The sequence below is a fragment of the Microbacterium barkeri genome, from assembly GCF_027921765.1.
Lineage (GTDB): Bacteria > Actinomycetota > Actinomycetes > Actinomycetales > Microbacteriaceae > Microbacterium > Microbacterium barkeri.
The window spans coordinates 37773-55540 of record NZ_BSEJ01000013.1; the positions used below are offsets into that span (position 1 = coordinate 37773).

Annotated in this window: 19 protein-coding genes and 1 tRNA gene; 5 read left to right on the forward strand and 15 right to left on the reverse strand. The window is 70.7% G+C overall.

Going from position 1 to position 17768, the window contains the following annotated elements; translation table 11 throughout:
• Window positions 1-14: 14 nt before the first annotated feature.
• The 3 genes from PKE79_RS12945 to PKE79_RS12955 are packed head-to-tail and all read right to left on the reverse strand — an operon-like array spanning window position 15 to window position 3199.
• A complete protein-coding gene (locus PKE79_RS12945) occupies window positions 15-848 on the reverse strand; it encodes a carbohydrate ABC transporter permease (RefSeq protein ID WP_271174116.1) in 834 nt (277 codons plus the stop codon).
• 9 nt (window positions 849-857) lie between these two features.
• The gene (locus tag PKE79_RS12950) at window positions 858-1817 is read right to left on the reverse strand and encodes a carbohydrate ABC transporter permease (RefSeq protein ID WP_271174117.1); all 960 of its coding nucleotides are present in this window, start codon (window positions 1815-1817) and stop codon (window positions 858-860) included.
• A complete protein-coding gene (locus PKE79_RS12955) occupies window positions 1817-3199 on the reverse strand; it encodes an ABC transporter substrate-binding protein (protein WP_271174118.1) in 1383 nt (460 codons plus the stop codon). Before PKE79_RS12955 ends, PKE79_RS12950 begins: the two co-directional genes overlap by 1 nt.
• A gap of 175 nt (window positions 3200-3374) precedes the next feature.
• Here PKE79_RS12955 and PKE79_RS12960 point away from each other — a divergent pair, with 175 nt between their 5' ends.
• Window positions 3375-4403, forward strand: coding sequence for a LacI family DNA-binding transcriptional regulator (locus tag PKE79_RS12960; protein ID WP_271174119.1), 1029 nt, complete (start codon window positions 3375-3377; stop codon window positions 4401-4403).
• Between the two features lie 24 nt (window positions 4404-4427).
• A complete protein-coding gene (locus PKE79_RS12965; RefSeq protein WP_271174120.1) occupies window positions 4428-4946 on the forward strand; it encodes an ATP-dependent endonuclease in 519 nt (172 codons plus the stop codon).
• 1 nt (window position 4947) lies between these two features.
• Here the strand turns inward: PKE79_RS12965 and PKE79_RS12970 are convergent, their stop codons facing one another.
• The 8 genes from PKE79_RS12970 to PKE79_RS13005 all read right to left on the reverse strand — a co-directional run bounded on the left by PKE79_RS12970 (window position 4948) and on the right by PKE79_RS13005 (window position 11086).
• Window positions 4948-5535, reverse strand: a complete 588-nt coding sequence (locus PKE79_RS12970; RefSeq protein ID WP_271174121.1) for a 2'-5' RNA ligase family protein — start codon at window positions 5533-5535, stop codon at window positions 4948-4950.
• Window positions 5536-5558: 23 nt separating this feature from the next.
• Window positions 5559-5629: transfer RNA gene (locus PKE79_RS12975), tRNA-Cys, on the reverse strand.
• A 102-nt stretch (window positions 5630-5731) separates the two neighbouring features.
• Window positions 5732-5938: a hypothetical protein gene (locus PKE79_RS12980; protein WP_271174122.1), complete on the reverse strand. Its 207-nt coding sequence runs from the start codon at window positions 5936-5938 to the stop codon at window positions 5732-5734.
• A 287-nt stretch (window positions 5939-6225) separates the two neighbouring features.
• Entirely contained in the window at window positions 6226-6993 is a 768-nt protein-coding gene (locus tag PKE79_RS12985) for an SDR family NAD(P)-dependent oxidoreductase (RefSeq protein ID WP_271174123.1), read from the reverse strand.
• 2 nt (window positions 6994-6995) lie between these two features.
• Window positions 6996-7760, reverse strand: a complete 765-nt coding sequence (locus PKE79_RS12990; RefSeq protein ID WP_271174124.1) for an SDR family NAD(P)-dependent oxidoreductase — start codon at window positions 7758-7760, stop codon at window positions 6996-6998.
• Entirely contained in the window at window positions 7757-9097 is a 1341-nt protein-coding gene (locus PKE79_RS12995; protein WP_271174125.1) for an MFS transporter, read from the reverse strand. Before PKE79_RS12995 ends, PKE79_RS12990 begins: the two co-directional genes overlap by 4 nt.
• A gap of 21 nt (window positions 9098-9118) precedes the next feature.
• Complete coding sequence (locus tag PKE79_RS13000; RefSeq protein WP_271174126.1) at window positions 9119-10000, reverse strand: polysaccharide deacetylase family protein; 882 nt, start codon at window positions 9998-10000, stop codon at window positions 9119-9121.
• Between the two features lie 48 nt (window positions 10001-10048).
• Window positions 10049-11086 (reverse strand): asparaginase, encoded by a 1038-nt coding sequence (locus PKE79_RS13005; protein ID WP_271174127.1) that lies wholly within the window; start codon window positions 11084-11086, stop codon window positions 10049-10051.
• 177 nt (window positions 11087-11263) lie between these two features.
• Between PKE79_RS13005 and PKE79_RS13010 the strand changes: the two genes are divergently transcribed.
• Window positions 11264-12298 carry a LacI family DNA-binding transcriptional regulator gene (locus tag PKE79_RS13010; protein WP_271174128.1) on the forward strand — a complete coding sequence of 345 codons (1035 nt, stop codon included), beginning with the start codon at window positions 11264-11266 and terminating at the stop codon, window positions 12296-12298.
• Window position 12299: 1 nt separating this feature from the next.
• Here PKE79_RS13010 and PKE79_RS13015 read toward each other — a convergent pair whose 3' ends face one another.
• From PKE79_RS13015 to PKE79_RS13025, 3 genes are read right to left on the reverse strand one after another with little or no spacing between them, the layout of a single operon-like run.
• Window positions 12300-12872, reverse strand: a complete 573-nt coding sequence (locus PKE79_RS13015) for a hypothetical protein (RefSeq protein ID WP_271174129.1) — start codon at window positions 12870-12872, stop codon at window positions 12300-12302.
• Window positions 12869-13477 carry a TetR/AcrR family transcriptional regulator gene (locus PKE79_RS13020; RefSeq protein ID WP_271174130.1) on the reverse strand — a complete coding sequence of 203 codons (609 nt, stop codon included), beginning with the start codon at window positions 13475-13477 and terminating at the stop codon, window positions 12869-12871. Before PKE79_RS13020 ends, PKE79_RS13015 begins: the two co-directional genes overlap by 4 nt.
• The gene (locus PKE79_RS13025) at window positions 13474-14055 is read right to left on the reverse strand and encodes a dihydrofolate reductase family protein (RefSeq protein WP_271174131.1); all 582 of its coding nucleotides are present in this window, start codon (window positions 14053-14055) and stop codon (window positions 13474-13476) included. The genes PKE79_RS13020 and PKE79_RS13025 overlap by 4 nt, the downstream gene beginning before the upstream one ends.
• A 116-nt stretch (window positions 14056-14171) precedes the next feature.
• On the opposite strand from PKE79_RS13025, the gene PKE79_RS13030 reads away from it, so the two are divergent.
• The gene (locus tag PKE79_RS13030) at window positions 14172-15548 is read left to right on the forward strand and encodes a plasmid pRiA4b ORF-3 family protein (RefSeq protein ID WP_271174132.1); all 1377 of its coding nucleotides are present in this window, start codon (window positions 14172-14174) and stop codon (window positions 15546-15548) included.
• A 77-nt stretch (window positions 15549-15625) separates the two neighbouring features.
• Window positions 15626-16495: an AraC family transcriptional regulator gene (locus PKE79_RS13035; protein WP_271174133.1), complete on the forward strand. Its 870-nt coding sequence runs from the start codon at window positions 15626-15628 to the stop codon at window positions 16493-16495.
• A 51-nt stretch (window positions 16496-16546) separates the two neighbouring features.
• Here PKE79_RS13035 and PKE79_RS13040 read toward each other — a convergent pair whose 3' ends face one another.
• Entirely contained in the window at window positions 16547-17671 is a 1125-nt protein-coding gene (locus PKE79_RS13040; RefSeq protein WP_271174134.1) for a branched-chain amino acid aminotransferase, read from the reverse strand.
• Window positions 17672-17768: the final 97 nt, after the last annotated feature.

Below are 17768 nucleotides of genomic sequence, written 5' to 3' on the forward strand. Positions count from 1 at the left end.
ACCGTGCGGAGCTGCTACTTGCCCGCGCCGGCCGTGAGGCCCTCGCGAAGCGGCTTCTGGCCGAAGATGAACACGAGCAGCGCGGGGATCATCGAGAGCACGACGCCCGCGAGGACGGTCGCGATCGAGCCGGTGCCGAGGTTGCCCTGGAGCGTGACGAGCCCGAGCGGGAGCGTGAAGTTCTGCTCGCTGATCGTGAGGATGAGGGGGCGGAAGAACTCGTTCCAGTGGTAGTTGAACGCGAGGATCCCGACGATCGCGAGACCCGGTGCCGCGAGCGGCAGGTAGACCCCGAAGAAGACGCGCCACGGCCCCGCGCCGTCGATCTCGGCGGCCTCCGCGAGCTCGGGCGGGAGCCCCATGAAGTACTGCCGCATGAGGAACGTCCCGAATGCGGTCGGCAGCATCGGCACGATCAGCGCGAGGAGTGTGTCAGCCAGACCCATGCCGCGGATGAGCATGAACACGGGCACGATCGTGACCTGCATCGGCACCATCATCGTGGCGAGGATCAGCGCGAAGAGGAGCCTCTTGCCGCGGAACTCGAACCGCGCGAACACGTAGCCCGCCATCGCGGCGGTGAGCATCTGCCCGGCCGCGATGAGCAGCGTGACGAGCGCGCTGTTCCAGGTGTAGAGCCAGACGGGGATCTGCGCGAAGACGTCGGCGAAGGCGCCGAGGCCGAACTCGGTCTCGTTCGTCTCCGGGTTCGACGGCGTGAGCGCCGTGATGAGCGTCCAGACGACCGGGGCCAGCGTGAAGAACGCGGCGATGACGAGCACCGCGTACTTTCCGACCTGGGCGAGGGCCTGCCGCGGGGAGCGGGCTTCAACTGCGTGGATGGACATCGTCGTTCCTCATCCGTAGAAGACGTAGCGCTTGCTGAGCTGGAACTGCACGAGCGTCACCAGCATGATCAGGACGGTCAGCACGATGCCGATCGCGGAGGCGAGCCCGAACTCGAGCTGCTGGAAGGCGGATTCGTAGATCACCATGACTGCGGTGCGGGTCTCGTCGCCCGGTCCGCCGCGCGTGAGCACGTACGGCTGGTCGAAGATCTGCAGCGCGTTGATGATCGCCATGACCGAGGCGACGAGCATCGTCGGGCTCACGAGCGGAAGCGTGATCTGGCGGAACTGCGTCCACCCGGTCGCGCCGTCGAGCGAGGACGCCTCGTAGACCTCCTTCGGAATGGCCGAGACGCCGCCGAGGAAGAGCAGGAACGTGAAGCCGAAGTTCTGCCAGACGTAGACGAGCAGGACGACGATCTTCGCGCCGAATCCCGTCGTGAGCCATCCGATGTTGGCGACCCCGAACCATCCGAGCACCTGGTTCACGAGCCCGAACTCCTGGTTGAACAGGTAGGCCATGACGAGCGAGACGGACGCCGCGGAGAGGATGAGCGGGAAGAAGAGGGATGAGCGGAAGAACGTCCGCAGCCAGCTCGGCATCTTCGACTGGACGAGCACCGCGAGGAAGAGGGCGACCGCGAGCTGGAGCAGCACCGCGACGACGACGAAGCCGATCGTGTTGAGGAACGACACGCGCACGGTCGGGTCGGCGGCGAGCTCGACGAAGTTGTCCACGCCGACGAACTCGGGGGCCGTGATCACGTCCCAGCGGAAGAAGGCGAGAAGGAACGACCCGACGATCGGGATGAAGCTGAACAGGCCCAGGCCGATGACGGTGGGCGCGAGGAAGACCCAGATGAGCAGGCGACTGCCCTTCTTGGCCGTGGCCTCGGGGCGAACGCCCTTCACGCCCCGAGGGAGGACGGCCGCGCGCGTGCTCGGCGGCGGAGTGACGACGGTGGACATCAGCGTCCCTTCAGTGCGAGTTCGAGGTCGCGCTGCATCGTCTCGAGCCCGCGGCGCACGCCGCCGGGCCCGTTCGTGATCGTCGAGACGACGTTCTTGATGAGCGCGGATTCCACAGCGGCCTGCTGCGGCGGGGCGGGCATGGGCCCGGTGTCGGGATGGCGGTCGAGGGTGTCGTAGAACACCTCCCAGTGCTTCGGTCCGATCTCGCCGCCGTACAGCTCGGCGTTCAGGGTGCGGCGCGGCAGCGACGAGTCGGGCTTCTGGTGGGCGAGCGCCATGCCCTCGGTCGAGATGCAGTACTTGAGCCACTCCCACGCCTCGTCCTTGCGGGGCGAGGTCTGCATGATCGCGTAGCCGCCCGCGCCGAACTGGTGGCGCTGGCTCCGCATCCGGGGGAAGTACGTGACGTCGTACTCGTCGTTCGCGAAGCCCGCGTCATGCAGGCCCTGCACCCAGAACCCGCCGGCCGGCGTCATCCCGACCGAGCCGCGGGCGAAGAGCGAGACGAGCTCGTTGCCACCGCCCTGCGCGGGGTTCGCCGCGATGCCCTCGCCGACCATCCGCTGCAGCACCTCGAAGCTCTCGATCGTGCGCTCGTTAAGCGCGTCGGCGTTCTGCCACAGATAGCCGCCACCGCGCGGCGTCTCGCGGGGGTAGAACCGCGACCAGAGCCAGTCGCCGCCCGGCGCCTTCTCCTCGGTGAGGAAGCTCGCGTCGTTGACGTACAGCCACGGCACGACGCCGCCCCACAGGCGGTTGTTCCAGAAGTACGGGAGGAAGCTCCCCTCGGCGGAGTCCTTCATGGTGCGGGCGACGGTGAAGAAGTCGTCGACCGTCCAGTCGTCGCGGGGCCGGTCGAGGCCCGCCCGCTCGAACGCGGCCGTGTTGTAGTACACGTTCGCGGCGTTGAAGTTGTCGGGCAGCTGGAAGAGGCTCCCCTTGTACATGAACGACTCGATGAGCGAGGGATGGACGTCGTCGAAGTACTCCTGGAGGTCGGCGGCGTCACGCTGGACGTAGTCGTCGATCGGGTGGGCGAGCCGCTCGGCGAAGAGCTGCGTGCCTTCGGTCGCGACCGACACGACGTCGGGCGGGTTGCCCGCGGCGACCATCGTGAGGATCTTCGCGAAGAAGTTGCTCCAGTCCTGGCCCTGGACCGCGACGATGCGGACGGTGATGCCGGGATGGAGACGCTGGAAGCCCTCGACGAGCGACTGGCGGGCGGCCGCGTCCTGGGCGGTCCCGAAGAGGGCGACGGTGAGCGCGTCGTCGCCGCGACCGGGGATGTCGGCACCGGTCAGGCGCGGCCAGGAGATCGCCGTGCCGGCGATCCCGAGGCCGAGCAGGGCGAGCGCAGCCCTGCGACTCAGTTCAACCACGTTGTTGCTCCTGCGGATGGGGCCACGGCGGCTCGCGCGAGCCGATCGTGTGCCATGAAATGGAGTGCTGAATGCGTTCAGCAGATGCACCGTAGCATGGTCGGGAACCGTGTGCGAGGGATATGCTGAAACAATTCAGCAACCGGGCGTCGGTGAGGACGCAGCGAGGAGTGCCATGCCGAAGCAGAGCCGCCGCGCCACGCTCGCGGACGTCGCCGAGCGCGCGGGCATGTCGAAGGCCGCCGTGAGCATGATCCTCAACGACCGGCCGGGCTCGAGGCTCTCCGCCGCCGCGGCGGATCGCGTGCGGGCGGCCGCAGCCGAGCTCGATTACCGCCCGAATCCGGCTGCCCGCGTGCTCCGCCGCGGCAGGACCCAGACGATCGGATTCATCTCGGATCAGGTCACGCTGACGCGTCAGGCCTCGGGGCTCATCGGCGGAGCGCTCGAGGTCGCCAAGGCGCACGAGCACACCGTGCTCATCGCCGAGACCGGCGGCGGCGCCGGCGCCCTCGCCGACGCGTTCGAGACGATGATCGACCATCGCGTCGACGGCATCCTCATCGGGCTCATGGGTGCGCGCATGATCGACCTGCCGGAGACCTCGACGAACGTGCCCGTGGCGATCGTGAACGGGCGATCGTCCGCGGATCATCCGAGCGTTCTGCCCGATGAGCGCGCAGCGGGGTACGCCGTGGCGCGTCGCCTTGTGGACGCGGGGCACCGGAGGATCGGCCTCGTCGGCGACCTGCCGGATGAGATCGTGTCGGACCTCCGGCGAAGCGCGACCATCGCGCTGCGCTTCGACGGCATCCAGCGCGCGTTCGACGAGGCGGGGCTCGTCCCGACGCGCGTGGACATCGCCGACTGGCAGCCGGCGCTCGGCTACGACGCCGCGGCGGCGCTTCTCTCGCGGGAACCCGACCTCACGGCGATCGTCGCGTCGAACGACGCGGTCGCGCTCGGGGTCTACCAGGTGCTCCTCGAGCGCGGTCGCCGGATCCCCGATGACGTCTCGGTGATCTCGTTCGACGACGAGGTGCTCGCGGGCTACCAGCGACCCGGGCTCACCACCGCGCGGCTCCCCTACCCCGAGATCGGCGCCCTCGGCGCCTCGATGATCCTCGGCGAGCGCGAGCTCGGTCACGAGCTCGTGCCCATGCCGCTCATCGAGCGGGAGTCGGTGGGGCCGCCGCGGCCCTGAGGTCTCCCCTGCTACCGTCCCCTCATGTCGCGGACCGTGATCCTCGTCGAGGGCGAGAGCGATCGCGCCGCCCTACAGGCGGCGGCCGTGACCTTGCGGCGCCCGCTCTCGGCCGAGATCGCCGTCATGTACGGCATCACGAACCTCCTGCGCCACCTTGAGGAGCACGCGGCCGACCGCATCGTCGTCCTCTACGACGCGCCCGAGCACCACCGTGTGGAGCGCGCGCTCGCGCATTCGTCGGCGCAGCCATCCGCTCTCTTCGCGTGCGAGCGCGATCTCGAGGAGGAGCTGATCCGCGCGGCGGGAGCCGACCGCGTGCTCGACGTCATCGAGGCGGAGGGCGACCTGCCCGCGTGGCGCGCGCTGCGCGGTCAGCCCTTCCATCGCGAGTACCCCGTCGAGGAGGTGCTCCACCGCTTCATGGGATCGATCGGCGGGCGCAAGCTCCGCTACGCGTCCGCTCTCGTCGCGATCCTCCGCCCCGACGAGCTGCCCCGACCGCTCGTAGAGGTCATCCAGGCGGCGAGTGAATCACGGTGATTCAACCGCCGAGCGCGATCGTCTCGGAGTGCTCGGCACCGCCCTCGAACCACACGAACTCGACGCTCGCGACCGTCTCGCTGGGGCCGGAGGGGATGTCGCGGACGGCTCCGCGACGCAGCGTCTCCCATTCCTCCGCGGAGAGCGCTGCACCGTAGATGAGCGAGAGATGGAAGACCCACTGCTCCAGGGGCAGCTCGCCGACCCGACTGAAGTCCGTGGCGCCGAGGCGATCGGTGAGGCTCGAGTAGGCGTCGACGAGCGACGCGGTCCGGGCGAGCCGCGTGATGACGATCTGAAAGGGCGCAGGGAAGGCGTCGACGGCGTCCACCTGAAGCTCGATGGGAGGGATCCCCGCCGCCCAGGCCCGGATCTCATTGCGGAGCTCTCCGACACGGCGCGCTTCCGAGAAGCCGCGCAGCGTCACGTGCCCGACCGTCGGGAAGGGCGCCATCGGCACCGCCGCGCGCAGCTCCTCCTGCGTCGCGTCGAAGAACGCTGCCACCGGGCCCGTCGGGCAGAGCACGACGTACTGCTGGCCCTCGAGCGACCGCAGCTGCTCGGGGTCGGTCATGATCGCGCGCTTCACGGGCTTCTCCTTCGACGGGGACGAGGTGCCTGCGGGAGTCGAACCCGCCTGCGCGGCTTTGCAGGCCGCTGCCTCACCGCTCGGCCAAGGCACCGTGACCACCGACGATATCGGCGCACTGACCGGACAGGACCCTGTGTTTCCGAACGGCGGTCAGACCGCCCTTGCAGCAGGGGCGTTCGTCACAGATCGACGTTCAGCCGCCCGAGTGTGACGACGGGTCCAGGATCCAGCAGCCCTCGTCGTCGGAGAGCTGGAGACGCGGAGCGGCGATGCCCGCGACCTCGAGAAGGCAGGCATGGAGCACCGAGGGGATGACCTCCTCGGGGCGCACGGGGCGAGCGCGATCATCCGGTGCGGCTCGGACCATCCCGGCCGGCACGTCCCCTCGGGTGACGGTCACCGGTCGGTGCTCCCCCTCCGTGAGCATGCGCTGGAGGAGACCGTCGGCGCCATCCCGTTCTTGCAGAACCTCGACCTCCGGCCGGAGGACGTGCGCGAGTTCGCGAGCGGTCCTGCAGACGGCGGGGGCGGATCCGGCGCGCGATACCGTCCATCCGCTCGGCGACGCGCGGACGCTCAGGCGATGTCCGAGTGCGGACGCGATCCGCGCGACCACGCCGCGCGCGTGGGCGCGGGACAGCACGGCATCGGCCCACGATGCCTGCACTGTCCCGCACCCTCCGCACATCAGAGCATCACGTCTCCGCTGTTGGGCCCGAGCGTCTGGCCGACGTAGAGGTCTCCGAACGGCGAGGACGCGAGCATGACGGCCGTCGGCGCCACCTCGTCGACCTGCCCGAAGCGTCCGAGCGGCAGCTCGGCGCGCTTCGCGACCTTCCAGTCATCGCTGATCCCCGCAACGAGCGGCGTCTCGATCGGGCCCGGCGCGATGCAGTTCGCGAGCACGCCGTCGCGCGACACCTCGAGAGCGAGCGACTTCGTGAGAGCGATCACGCCGGCCTTGGCCGCCGCGTAGTGCGCCATGCCCGTTCCGCCCTTCTGCCCCAGCTGCGATGCGACGTTGATGATGCGACCGTGCCCGCGCGCACGCATCCCCGGGAGCACCTCGCGGCACAGCAGGAAGACGCTGGTCAGATCGATCGAGAGCGTCTCGTTCCACTGCGCGAGGCCCATGCTCTCGACCGGCGACTCGGTCAGGATCCCGTGCGAGGTGACCAGCACGTCGATGCGCCCCAGCGCGCGCTCCGCCTCCGCGACGACGGAGACGATGCTCGCCTCCTCCGCCGCGTCGAAGGTCAGGCCGACGTGCTCGACCGACCCGCCGCGCGAGATCTCGGCCGCTGCGTCTGCGACACGAGGGCTGCGGTCGGCGAGCGCGACGCGTGCCCCCGCGGCGGCGAGATGGATGGCCGTGGCCAGGCCGATCCCGCTCGCCGCGCCGGTGACCAGCGCGGTGCGGCCGGCGAGCACTCCGCCGTAGTCCGGAAGGGTCATCCTCAGCTCCTCATCGCGACGGTGAGCCCGCCGTCCACGGTGATCGACTGGCCGCTCACGTAGGCCGCGTCGCGCGAGAGCAGGAACGCCGCGACGCTCGCGACCTCCTCCACGCGACCGACGCGCCCCCAGGGGATGTAGTCGCCCGCGGCGCGCAGGCCGTCCGGACCCAGCGAGTTCGCCGCGTCGAGAGACTGCGGCGATTCGATGAGGCCGGGGATGATCGCGTTCGCGCGGATGCCGCGCGAAGCGAACTCGACCGCGATGCTCCGGACGAGTCCGAGGACGCCCGCCTTCGCCGTCGCGTAGTGCGCGTGCTCCTCCCAGCCGTACACGCCGCCCGCGATGGACGAGATGGCGACGATCGAGCTGCCTTCCGAGAGGTGCGGGATGGCCGCGCGCACGAGCCGCATGACGCCGTGCAGGTCGACCTGGAGCATGGCGTCCCAGGCCTCGTCGGTCATGTCCGCGAAGGCGGCCCGACGGAGGATGCCGGCGTTCGCGACGACGTGATCGATCCGCCCGAAGGCCGCGAGCGCCGCCTCGGCGAAGGCGTCGGTCGACGCGGTGCTCGCGACATCCAGGTCCACGACGATCCCCTCGCCGCCCGCGGACTCCACGCCGCGCAGGGTCTCGTGAGCGTCGTGCGGGTCGCCCGGGAAGCGCCCGATGACGACGCGGTGCCCGTCGCCCGCGAGACGCACGGCCGTCGCCCGGCCGATGCCGCTGGCGGCGCCCGAGATGATCGTCACCTGTGCGTCCGTCATGCGGGCACCTCCCCCACGCGAGGCTCGACGGCGCCCGCGCCCTTCTTGACGAAGAGCATGATGAGGCCGGAGAGGAACGTTCCGAGCGCGCCGACGATGAACGCCGCCATCGAGAAGGGCACGGCGGCCGCGACGAGGCCGGTGAGGATGAACCCCGCGATCACGGCGCCGGGCTGGCTCATCGCGCCGATGAAGGTCGAGCCCGTGGCCCGGCAGTCGGCGTCGTAGCACTCCGCCTGGAAGAACATGATCGCGGCGTACGGGCCGAGCAGGAAGAACAGGCCGAGCATGTACGTCACGAGTACGAACACGGGGTTGCTCGGCCCGAGCAGCATCGCGGCGAACATGACGCCGCCGAGCAGCCATCCGCCGACGATGACGTTGCGTCGGCCGAGCCGATCGCCGAGCCATCCGTGCGTGAGGTAGCCGAGCGCGCCGACGATGTTCGACAGGACGATCATGATGAGCGCGTTCGAGGCGTCGAAGCCCTTGCCGCTCTCGAGCACGGTCGTGCCGAGCACCGAGAAGGTCTGGATGCCGAACCAGTTGAACAGCCACGCGAGCGACAGCACGATCGTGCTCCGCAGGTGACGGCCCTGGAAGATGCGTCGGAACGGGGCGTGCTTCTGCACGTCGAGGCCGACGCTGCGGGCGAACTGCTCGGCGCCCTCGTGGTCGCCGGCCGCGCTGAGCTTCTTGATGTGGCGCATCGCCACGAACTGGGGGCTCTCCTTGAGCGTGAGGCACAGGAGGGCGACGATGATCGCCGGGACGGTCGCCACGAGGAACACGATGCGCCAGTTCTCGGGGCCGACGATCGCCGTCATGATCGCGACGAAGCCCGCAGCGAGCAGGGCGCCCAGCGGCCAGCCGGTCTGCACCATGGAGTACACGAAGCCCTGGTTGCGCTTGATCTTCTCGTCGTCGGTGACGCTGTAGAGCTCGTTGAGGTAGGTCGCGTTGACCGACTGCTCGGCGAGGCCGAGGCCGCTGATCGCGCGGACGCCGACGAGCGAGACGGCGCCCTGGGTGATCGCGGTCGCGGCAGACGAGGCGGCGGTTCCGCCGACCGAGATCACCATGCCCTTGCGGCGCCCGAGCCGGTCGACGAGCGGACCCACGAGGATCACGACGATGAACGTCCCGATGCTCACGAACGTCGAGACGAGGAGGGCGAAGCTCGGCTCCCAGCCGAATCCCTCCTCGATGCGCGGCAGCAGGGTGCCGAAGAGGATGAAGTCGTAGACCGCGATGGTCCAGGCGAAGAAGGCGATGCCGGTCGCCCGGCGGGTCTCTCTCACGCCGACTCTGCGCAGCGTGGGGGTGATGGTTGACATGTCGTGTCCTTCGGGTGCGCGTCAGTGCTGACGCGGAGAACGGGCGAGGAAGTCGGTCGCGATGCCGTCGAAGGTGCTCCAGCGCACGCCGTCGTGCGAGTTGATGTACTCGATGAGGCGCTCGAGCATGAGGAGCACCTGCGGGCGCCCCGAGACATCCGGGTGGATGGTCATGGTGAAGACCGCGTAGTCGTTCTCGCGGTGGATCCAGTCGAACTGGTCGCGCCACATCTGCTCGATGTCGCGGGGATTCACGAAGCCGTGGCTGTTCGGGCTCGACTTGATGAACATCATGGGAGGCAGGTCGTCGAGGTACCAGCTGGCGGGGATCTCGACGAGATCGGTCTCCTGACCGCGCACGAGCGGCTTCATCCACGTGCTCGCGGGCTTGTCGTAGTCGATCTTGTCCCAGGTGTCCCCGACGCGGACGTAGTACGGCTCGAAGTCGCGGTGCATGAGCGAGTGGTCGTAGCGGATGCCCTGCTCGATGAGGAGCTCGTTCGTGACGGGCGAGAACTCCCACCACGGCGCGACGTAGCCCGTGGGCCGCTTGCCCGCGCGCCGCTCGATGAGGTCGATGCAGTAGGTCAGGATCTCCGACTCCTGCTCGCGCGTCATGGCGATGGGGTTCTCATGGCTGTAGCCGTGGACCCCGATCTCGTGGCCCGCGGCGACGACCTGGTCGAACTGCTCGGGGAACGTCTCGATGGAATGCCCGGGCCAGAACCACGTGCTCGGCAGGTCGTACCGCTCGAACAGGCGGTTGAGCCGCGGCACGCCGACCTCGCCGGCGAAGAGGCCGCGCGAGATGTCGCCGGGCGAGTCTTCCCCGCCGTACGAGCCGAGCCATCCGCCGACGGCGTCGACGTCGACTCCGAAAGCCACGAAGATTTCCTTGGCCATGGTGGATCTCCTTTTCTCAGTGAGGACGGATGTCCTTCGTGTGGGTGGTCAGAGGACAGCGGATGGCGCAGACCGCGCGTCCGCATGCGTGCAGAGGCGCGCGAATCGGCTGCGCGCGGTCTCCGCGGCGTCGTCGTCCGCCGCGTCCTGGGCTTCCGCGAGGATCAGGGCGAGGAGGATGCGCGCCTGGGTCCCCGGCACCGCGCCGAGGGGCACCGCGCCGGCGTGGACGGCGTCGACCGCGCCGCCTCCCGCGTACAGCGGAACGACGGCGCCTGCCCCCGTCCGCGTTCCGAGCCCGACGACGACGCCCGCCCTCGAGGCGCGGGCGATCCCGTCGGTCAGGCGGGTCCCCGGGTTCCCGGCGCCGCCGCCGAGGACGATCACGCCCTGCGCGCCCGCGCGCAGCGCGGCGTCGAGCAGCCAGGAATCGGCGCCGGGGTAAGCGAGCACGAGGTCGACGCGGACCGCGTCGAAGGCGGCGCCCGGTCGGGCGAGGGGTGCGCGGGCGTCGGGGCGGAACGCGTACTCCGGTCGCTCGAGGACGCGCCCGATCGGCCCTCCGAAGACGTTCGCGAACGGCTGGGCCGCGAGCGTGTGCGCCTTGCGGAGCCCGAACGCGCTGAAGACCTCGCCCGCGAACACCACGAGCGCCCCGCGACCGCGGCTGTCGGGCGCGGCGGCCACGACCAGGGCGTCTCGCAGGTTGCGCGGGCCGTCGGTGTCCGGCGCGTCGGCGGAGCGCTGCGCGCCGGTCAGCACGACGGGCCGGGGATCGTCGTGGACGAGGTCGAGCAGAGCAGCCGTCTCCTCGAGCGTGTCCGTGCCGTGCGAGACGACGACGCCGTCGACGTCGTCTCGGGCGAGCGCGTGAGCCACCGCGTCGGAGATGGTGCGCAGGTCGCGCAGCTCGAGGTTGAACGAGTTGACCGCCAGCACGTCGTGCACCTCGACCGTGATGTCGCCGTCGAGATCCCCCGCGGCGGCGGCGAGCTCGGCCGCGGAGTCGGTCGCCTTCGACCCGCCGGAGGGCATGCGCCGCGAGGCGATGGTGCCTCCGGTACCGAGGAGCACGAGGTGGGGCATGAGCTTCTTCCGAGGGTCGAGCGAGCGGGTTGCCGTCCATACTGCTCCCACACAATCGTTGAACGCAATCGTTTGTGTGAAGATCGTGTTACAGGAGTTTGCGGCAAACCGACGCGACATCGCGTCGGCGGCGACGGCGCCGTGCGCCACAATGGACTCGTCCCACGAGGAGCACGCGTGACACCACCACCGGGCCGGCGCCCCATCACCCAGCGCGGCATCGCCGACCTCGCCGGCGTGAGCATCACGACCGTCTCCCGCGTCCTGGGCGCCCCCGGCGAGGAGGCCCTGCGCTGGGCCTCACCGGGCAAGGTCGCGGAGATCCGGCAGATCGCCGAGGAGCACGGCTACCGCCGCAACCCCCACGCGGCGAGCCTGCGCACGGCGCGATCGAACCAGATCGGCGTGATCGTCCCCCGACTCCAGGACTACGTGCTCGCCACGATCTACGAGGGCATCGACGAGGCCGCCGGAGAGCGCGGCATCTCGACGTTCGTGACGAACTCGCTCGACGACGTCGCGCAGCAGCGCATCCGCACCCAGCAGATGCTCGACCGCCGCGTCGACGGGATCATCTTCGGAGACGCCCACCTCGACGACCCGTTCCTCGACGACCTCGCGGAGCAGGGAGTGCCGTTCGTCGTGACCTCGCGACGACGCCCTCCGCACGTGGGGGTCACGTGCGACGACTATCTGGGAGGCCGCCTCGTCGGCGAGCACCTGCTCGAGATCGGCCGCACCGACGTCCTGATCCTCGCCGGCCTCGCGTTCGCCTCCACCGCCCGCGACCGCACGCGGGGGCTCATCGACAGCTTCCATGACGCGGGCGTGGACGTGCCGCCCGAGCGCATCGTCTATCGCGGATTCGACGCGGCCGCCGGGCAGGAGGCGACGATGGCGGCGCTCGACGCCGGGATCCGCCCTGACGCGGTCTTCGCGACCAACGACTTCGCCGCGATCGGAAGCCTCGGCGCCCTCATCACGCGGGGCATGTCGGTGCCAGACGACGTCGCCCTCGTCGGCTACAACGACACGCCGCTCGCGGCCTCCGTGGGCATCCCGCTCACGACCGTCCGCTCGCCGATGCACGAGATGGGGCGACGTGCTCTCGAGACCCTCCTGCGCGTCGTCGCCGGCGAGACACCCGAGTCATCGCTGCTGACGCCCGAGCTCCTCGTGCGAGCGTCGACCACCGTGTCCGAGTCACCGTGACTCACGCGACCACGGACATCCCGATCACCGCCGCGCCCAGCAGCGCGTCGAGAGCGCAGCAGAACTCGGCCATGGATGGCGCGACGACGCGTCGGGCGCGCAGGTGCCGCGCATCCCACACCGCGTGCCCGAGCAGCCCGAGCCCGACGAGCACTCCCGCCCACGGCTGACCGAGCGCCGCGACGACGAGCGCGATCCCGATGATCGCCGCCATCGCAGCGGCCTGCAGCGGAAGCCCCCACGGCGGCCGGATGGCCCCGCGCACGACGCCGACGACGGCGAGCGCGATCGCGAGGACGACCAGGGCCCAGAACGCGTTGAACCCGTCGACGAGGGCCCCAACGCCGATGAGCACGAAGGTGACGCCGAAGAGCGGCCACGCGAGGCTGGGCCGGCCGAGCGCCGCGGCGCCGAGGTAGACGAACCCGGCCGCCGTGAGCACCTGAGCGACCTCGGCGGAGTTCGAGAAGCCGCGCGCGAAGGCGAGGGCGAGCGCCCCTCCGAACACGATCCCGGCGAGGGCGGCCCAGCGGCGCAGCAGCCAGGGTGTCCTCCGCCCGGCGACGACGGTCATGACCACTCCTCGAGAGAGGGCACCGGATGGCCCGGCGGGGTGAATGCCGCGAGCGCGGTCGCGGCGATGGCGGAAGGCGCCTGCGCGGCCGCGAGACGACCGGCGTCGATGTCCTCGGCTGCGCCGTGCATGATGCGGTGGAGAGTGCTCACGAGCCAGGTGGTCGGGAGATCCGACCGGAAGGCGCCGGCCTCCTGTCCGCGCCGCACGAGAGCCTCGACGCGCGACACGGGGCGCGAGTGCAGTTCGAGCATCCGCTCCGGCGTCAGGGTGGCCGCCCCCGCGCTCATCAGCGCGCCGATCTGCACGATGGCCGACCAGCTCTGACGGACGAGGCGCACGAGAGCCGTCCGCGGGTCGCCACCGAGGTCGATCGCGGCGAGCGCTGCGTCGCCCTCGTCGATGGCGCGCGCGATGGCCGCGTCGATGAGCTCGGCGCGGTTCGCGAAGTGCCCGTACAGGGTCACGCGCCCCACCCCTGCCGCCTGGGCGATCTCGGCCACGCTCGCGGCGGCGTCCTTGCTGAGGCAGACGGCGGCCGCGTCGAGGATGGCCTGGATGTTCCGCTGCGCGTCGGCGCGCTTGGCGGTCGGCGCCGCTGTCACCGGATGACCCGGTAGTGCAGGTGCGTCGCAGTCGACGAGGGGATGACGTCCACTCGCTCGAGCTCATGCTGCCCACCCACGTGCTCGAAGAGCCGCACCCCTTCTCCGAGCAGGAGCGGTGCGAGATGGATCCAGATCTCGTCGAGGATGCCCGCGGCGAGGCACTGCTGCGTCGCGCTCGCCCCGTGCACGGCGACAGCCCGCTCCCCCGCGACCTCGCGAGCCTGCGCGACGGCGCTCCCGAGGCCATCCGTCACGAAAGTGAATACGTCACGTGCGCGCACGGTCTCCAGATCCGGGGCCTCGTGGGTCAGCACGAAGCAGGGCACCGCCCCGACCGGCCCGCCGTCACCCCACCCGCCGTCGCCCTCGGCGAGGTCGTACGACGTGCGGCCCATGAGAACCGCGCCCGCGGCGCCGGCCATCCGGTCGAGCAGCTCCACGTCGTGCTCGTCGGGCGCGTGCACCCATCGGTGCAGCGCCATCCCGCCTGTGCCGAGCTGCTGCTCGCGCGAGACGTCGGGACCGGTCACGAATCCGTCGAGCGACATCGAGATCGCCGCGATCACCTTCGACATGATGACTCCTCTCGAGAGCCCTCCCCGCTTCTCGAACAGCACTGTACGACTTAGCCGAACGGCTCACAAGGGCCCTGGCCCAACGTTGGGCCGCGGCCTGTCCGTACGATCGACCCATGGAACCGGACGAGCGCCTCTACCTCCGCGTCACCCTGCGCGACGTCGAGCCGGAGATCTGGCGCGAGTTCGAGATCGACGGCCAGATGACCATCCGCCAGCTGCATATGGCGATCCAGGTGATGCTGGGCTGGCGCGAGACCCACCGACACGAGACCTTCGAGGGCCTGCCCCTCACCGAGGACCTCACCCCGCGCCCGCCCCTGCGGTGGGGGCAGCCGTCGTCCGACGATCCGGAGATCCTCGATGAGGACGAGTGGACCATCCTCGGCGCCCTCGAGGAGTCACCGCTCGCCTACATCTACGACTTCGGCGACACGTGGCACCACCTCGTGGAGATCAACCACGAGATGACGCCCATCGCCGAGGCCCCGCCCGTGCTTCTGCGCGCGGGGCGCAACCGCGGGCCGTGGGAGGACTCGGGCGGCGCGGAGGGGTACCAGGAGAAGTGCGCGATCTGGGCCGACCCCGACCATCCCGAGCACGACGAGATCCGGCAGTGGGTCGCCGACACCGTCGGTCCCTGGGCGCCCGCGGACCCCACGTTCTTCGACCCGCCGTCGATCCAGGCCGAGCTCAACCTGCTGTTCAACCCCAGCGGCTCGGGCGTCCACCCGTACGACATGTCGGGCCTCGTCAAGGCGGACGAGCTGCGCCCGCCGGGCGATGTCGACCTCGAGTCGCCCATCGTCGCGTTCGCGGGGACGCTGCCTCCGGCCATCCGCTCTGAGCTCCGCCAGCATCTCTATCGCACCGGCGTGCTCGCGCCCACCGACCTCGACGATGCGACGGCCGAGCGGCTGATCCGCCCCTTCGCATGGCTCGTGGATGCCGTCGGCGCGGGCGGCATCGACCTCACCTCGGCGGGCTGGCTGCCGCCCGACGTCGTGCTCGACGGCATGACCGCGCTCGGCTGGATCGAGGACTGGATCGGCAAGGGCAACCGCGAGGACCTCACGCCGCCGATCGCGAACCTGCGCGAGACGGCGCAGCGCCTCGGGCTCGTGCGGGTGCAGAAGGGGCGCCTGCTGCTGGGCGCAGAGGCGAGGAAGGCGCTCGGCCACCCGCGGCGGCTGCTGCGACTCGTCGCGCGCGGGCTCTACCGCAAACTGCAGGACGCCGAGGTCGACGCGGCCGTGCTCCTGTTCCTCTCGCTCGCCGACGGCACCCCGGCGGATGAGCGGTGGCGCGCGATCGCCTTCGGGCTCACGATGGCGGGGTGGCAGCACCCGAGCGGCGAGTTCGACCGCGACGACATCGCGAGCGTCGCCGGGCGGACGGAGGACCTGCTCAGGGTGCTCTTCGGATGGCGCGAGCGGCTCACGCGCGAGGGAAGCGCCGACATCGCCCTCTTCGCGCGCGAGGCGCTGCGGTAGCACCCGACCGGATCGGTCCGGAACGGTCGGGCGCAGCAGCGGTCGTGCGAACGAGACTCGATGCGGAAGGAGGGGCCATGATCGCCGCACTCAACGACCTGATCGACGCCGTCGAGCGCACGCCCGACGACGAGATCGACGTGGCCGCCGTCGCGCACGCCCACGGCACGACGGAGCACCACCTGCGGCGGATGTTCTCGTCGCTCGCGGGCATGCCGGTCTCGGAATACGTCCGGAGGCGGCGCATGACCCTGGCCGCGGCGGATGTCGCGGAGTCGTCGGGCGACCTGCTCGCGATCGCGGTCCGGTACGGCTACGGATCGACCGAGGCGTTCGCGCGGGCGTTCCGCAGCGTGCACGGCGTCGGCCCGAGCGAGGCCCGTCGCGACGGCGGCCCCTTCCGCAGTCAACAGCAGCTCAGGTTCCGCCTGACCGTCGAAGGGAGCACCCCCATGCACGTCCGCCTCATCGAACACCCCGCACTCCGGCTGGTCGGCCACGCCACGCGCGTGCCGCTCATCCACGAGGGGGTCAACCCGCACATCCAGGAGCACATCGCCCGCATCCCGATGGAAGAGCACGTGCGTCTCAAGGCGCTCGGCGACACGGAGCCGGCGGGCATCCTCCAGGTGACCGACGACATCGAGCAGGACAGTGCCGAGGGCAGCGACCTGACCTACCTGCACGGTGTCGCGATCTCGGATGACGTCGACGCTCCCGACGACCTCGATGCGATCGCGGTGCCCGCCGGCAGCTGGGCCGTCTTCACGAGCGACGGCCCGCATCCGAAGGCCCTGCAGGACATGTGGGCCGCGACCGCCGCCGAGTGGTTCCCGTCGAACCCCTGGCGCCTGCGCCCGGGGCCCTCCATCGTGGCCGTTCTCGAGCACGACGCCGCGTTCACGCACGCCCGGTGCGAGCTCTGGCTCCCGGTCGAGCGCGCCTGACGGGCATCGGGCCATCCGCCGCTCGCGAGACGCGCGGCGGATGGCCGGCCGTCAGGCGGCCGGCGCGCGACCGACTTCCCGCAGCCATCCGAATCGATCCGGGACGGTGCCGAACTGCATGCCGGTCAGCTCGTCGCGCAGCCGGGCGGCGACCGGGCCGAAGCCCGCGGTCGGCGTCTCGATGACGCGCTCGGGCGAGACGAGGCGGGCGATCGGCGTCACGACGGCGGCGGTTCCCGTCGCGAACACCTCGGCGAGGGTTCCGTCCGCGGCCGCCCTGGCCCACTCGTCGACGCTCACGGGGCGCTCCTCGACCCGGTGGCCGAGGTCGGCCGCGAGCGCGAGCGCACTGTCGCGCGTGACGCCCTCGAGGATGGTCCCCTCGGCAGGGGGCGTGACGATCGACCCGTCGGCGAAGGCGAAGAAGATGTTCATGCTGCCGGCTTCCTCGACCCAGGTGTGCGTCTCGGCGTCGGTGAAGAGAACCTGCGCGCAGCCGTGCGCCTCGGCCTCGCGCTGGGCGGCGAGCGACGCCGCGTAGTTTCCTCCGCACTTCGCGGCTCCCGTGCCGCCGCGCCCCGCGCGCGAGAAGTCCGTCGAGAGCCAGAGCGAGACGCCCTCGCTCGCGCCCGAGAAATAGGCGCCCGCGGGCGAGGCGATCACTCCGAAGAGCGCCTGCTTCGCCGGCCGCACACCGAGGAACGCCTCCGACGCGATGACGAACGGACGCAGGTAGAGGCTCGCGCCGGGGCGCGCGGGAACCCATTCCGCGTCCTGCGCGAGGAGCGCGTCGACGGCCGAGAGGAACAGCGATTCCGGCGGGACCGGCAGGGCGAGCCGCTCCGCAGAGCGCGCCATCCGCCGCGCGTTCATCTCCGGACGGAACGTGACGAGCCGGCCATCCGGATGGCGGTAGACCTTGAGGCCTTCGAAGATCTCCTGCCCGTAGTGCAGGACGGCGCTTGCCGGATGGAGCGGAAGCGGCCCCATGGGCTCCACGCGCAGGTCGTGCCAGCCGCTGTCTGCGCTCCATTCCGCGATCGCCATATGGTCGGTGAAGCGCTGGCCGAACACCGGGTCCTCGAGGATGCGCTCGCGCTCGCCGACCGAGGTCGGGGCGGCATTCCGCCGCACCGCGAAGTCGCCTGCCGTGTATCCGGTCGCCGTCGTCGTCATCTCTTTCCCTTCCCGCGTGTGCATGGCACGCCCATCCGAGCAGGCTCGCAGAGGAGCGGGCCCTCCGTCTCGGGCCAATCGCGAGGTCGTGGCGTGC

Excerpts from the sequence above, each read along its gene's own strand:
- PKE79_RS12945 (WP_271174116.1), bottom strand. The coding sequence starts at position 848 with ATGTCCATCCACGCAGTTGAAGCCCGCTCCCCGCGGCAGGCCCTCGCC.
- PKE79_RS12950 (WP_271174117.1), bottom strand. The coding sequence starts at position 1,817 with ATGTCCACCGTCGTCACTCCGCCGCCGAGCACGCGCGCGGCCGTCCTC.
- PKE79_RS12960 (WP_271174119.1), top strand. The coding sequence starts at position 3,375 with ATGCCGAAGCAGAGCCGCCGCGCCACGCTCGCGGACGTCGCCGAGCGC.
- PKE79_RS12965 (WP_271174120.1), top strand. The coding sequence starts at position 4,428 with ATGTCGCGGACCGTGATCCTCGTCGAGGGCGAGAGCGATCGCGCCGCC.
- PKE79_RS12985 (WP_271174123.1), bottom strand. The coding sequence starts at position 6,993 with ATGACCCTTCCGGACTACGGCGGAGTGCTCGCCGGCCGCACCGCGCTG.
- PKE79_RS12990 (WP_271174124.1), bottom strand. The coding sequence starts at position 7,760 with ATGACGGACGCACAGGTGACGATCATCTCGGGCGCCGCCAGCGGCATC.
- PKE79_RS12995 (WP_271174125.1), bottom strand. The coding sequence starts at position 9,097 with ATGTCAACCATCACCCCCACGCTGCGCAGAGTCGGCGTGAGAGAGACC.
- PKE79_RS13000 (WP_271174126.1), bottom strand. The coding sequence starts at position 10,000 with ATGGCCAAGGAAATCTTCGTGGCTTTCGGAGTCGACGTCGACGCCGTC.
- PKE79_RS13005 (WP_271174127.1), bottom strand. The coding sequence starts at position 11,086 with ATGCCCCACCTCGTGCTCCTCGGTACCGGAGGCACCATCGCCTCGCGG.
- PKE79_RS13015 (WP_271174129.1), bottom strand. The coding sequence starts at position 12,872 with ATGACCGTCGTCGCCGGGCGGAGGACACCCTGGCTGCTGCGCCGCTGG.
- PKE79_RS13025 (WP_271174131.1), bottom strand. The coding sequence starts at position 14,055 with ATGTCGAAGGTGATCGCGGCGATCTCGATGTCGCTCGACGGATTCGTG.
- PKE79_RS13030 (WP_271174132.1), top strand. The coding sequence starts at position 14,172 with ATGGAACCGGACGAGCGCCTCTACCTCCGCGTCACCCTGCGCGACGTC.
- PKE79_RS13035 (WP_271174133.1), top strand. The coding sequence starts at position 15,626 with ATGATCGCCGCACTCAACGACCTGATCGACGCCGTCGAGCGCACGCCC.
- PKE79_RS13040 (WP_271174134.1), bottom strand. The coding sequence starts at position 17,671 with ATGACGACGACGGCGACCGGATACACGGCAGGCGACTTCGCGGTGCGG.